General features: G+C 32.4%; 2 protein-coding genes. Both read left to right on the plus strand.

Annotation, left to right across the window (positions count from 1 at the left end; genetic code table 11):
• Positions 1-28 precede the first annotated feature (28 nt).
• A complete protein-coding gene (locus K5Q92_RS23585) occupies positions 29-850 on the plus strand; it encodes a response regulator transcription factor (protein ID WP_220771225.1) in 822 nt (273 codons plus the stop codon).
• Between the two features lie 551 nt (positions 851-1,401).
• Positions 1,402-2,136 (plus strand): EAL domain-containing protein, encoded by a 735-nt coding sequence (locus K5Q92_RS23590; RefSeq protein WP_220771226.1) that lies wholly within the window; start codon positions 1,402-1,404, stop codon positions 2,134-2,136.
• Positions 2,137-2,155 lie beyond the last annotated feature (19 nt).

Below are 2,155 nucleotides of genomic sequence, written 5' to 3' on the forward strand. Positions count from 1 at the left end.
TAGTTTTTTACTTATGGAAGAAAATTAGATGATAAACGATAGTTTTAAATTTCAAGTCTCAAAGAGCATTTCTGCGCTTAATTCGTCAAGCTTTACGCCTAAAGTGATAGATTCTATAGGTTCTATTTTTAGTTTTGATTGTGTTGTAATGCTTGGCTGTGAAGGTGGAAAACGTCCTATTTATCTATATGATTCAATTGAAAATGAACGAGAGTTACTATTCCTACGTTATCTGACTGCATCATATAAATATGATCCTTTCTATAAGCAATTAAACCTTTACAAGCAACAAGGTGTTTTTACGTTAGAAGATGTAGTGAAGAAAACCCTAGACTACAAAGTATATTGTAAAGAATTCTATAAAAAAACAGGTTGGAAAGATGAACTGTGCGTAGTGGTAGAAGTTCAACCAGATAGATGGGTGATGCTTTGTTTTGGTTATTTGCGAGAAGGAAATGGCTTTACAAAGCAACAGGTTATAGACGTTAAATCTTGCTTTTCTATCGTACAGTCTTTGTGTCAGCAACATTGGAAGGTTAGTGAGTTCAATTTGTTAGGCCCATTGTTTAATCTTGACATTACATCATATTCTATTCGAGGGTTAATGGGGCAAACGCTGTCAACATTTGGAAAAGAATTATTGACAGTTCGCGAGCAAGAGGTTGTTGGGTTAATTATTCAAGGTCTTGATAACAAAGGGATATCTAAGGCACTTGGAATTGTGGAAGGTACAGTCAAAAACCATAGGAAAAAAATTTATAAGCAATTTGGGATTTCATCGCTAAGTGAATTGTTTCAGCTGTTTTTTGAGCATATGAATATGTTGCTAAAAGTGAAAACCATCCCTTAAGGGATATAGTTTGTAAGTTAGTCTAACTTTAATCTTAAGTATAGATAGTGGGACATTAGCCCACTTCGATGTAAATTCAACATTTAGTAACCTAGGGTAAGCTCAATAATTGTAATTACTGTAGTTGCTTATCTGTAATGTTAGGGGTTTGTATTTTTTGGTTAGATGTTTTAATGGAATAAATTAAAGTCCTTTTCGGTAATAAACTTAGGTTGATTATTAAACTTATTTTAAATTCTATTGTTATGCTGAAATTTGTTTCTGTTAAATTATCCTTAGTGTAAATTATTGTTTGCCAATAAGGGCTTGTGGTTTTTATTTTAATTATATTAGAAAACTATTTAGGTGTTTTTTGACGTGCTGTCAAAAAAATGGCTTTTTATTTTATCTTAACTTTGTATACACATTTCTCATTGGGTTGGCGCCATTTTTTTGTTGGTAATGTTAATTGTTGGTAAAGTGTGCTGGTGTCTGTGTGAAATAAGTTGAACGCATCTGTGTCTAGGTGTAAATATGTGTTTGAATGATCATGTTGGTGTAGAGTAGTTGAAATGAGAAATTGTTTTTTTAAAGGACATTGTGGTTATAGCTCTGAAATATGTGTAAATGGTGATAAAAATGGAAGTTTACCATGTAGTCATTTCCATGTGGGACAGCATATTACAGACCGTTCAGGAAGGCTTTATGGAATCGAGGTACTGAGCAGGCCTATAGATTTTACTGAAAGTATTGAGCTAGAACAATATTACTCACTAATGCTTCCATCAAAGCATAATTGGTTGATTATTGAATTAGCTAATAAGATTTACCATATTGAAAAATCAATGTCGAGAATGGGAAGTCAATCTTATTTTTTAAATGTGGAAAGATTTTCTCTAATGGATCGCAGTGTAGTCGAAAGTCTGTGCACATTAAATCGACGGTTGAAACGTTTTAATTCATTTTTGATTGTAGAAATTACAGAGAGAAATGAAGGGTTGTCGCCTTATACTATAGAAGCTGAGTACGTATTAAAAGATTCAGATGTTTTAATCGCTCTTGATGACTTCACATATGAGTCTGCAATTGTTCTTGATGATACAAGGCACGATTTTTTAAAACTCGATATGAGATACATAAATAATAATAAAGAAAATGAACAGTTTATTGATTGGCTTTATGATGTGAACCAGATAGGTGTAAAAGTAATAGCTGAGAGAGTGGAGACTAAAATCGACTATCTATTAGCACAATCATTACCTATTAGTTATTTTCAAGGTTATTATAGAGGGTTGTTAGGTTGTTAGGTTGTTAGGTTGTTAGTTT

Origin of the sequence: Shewanella sp. MBTL60-007, assembly GCF_019654915.1 — a bacterium.
Taxonomy (GTDB): Bacteria; Pseudomonadota; Gammaproteobacteria; order Enterobacterales; family Shewanellaceae; genus Shewanella.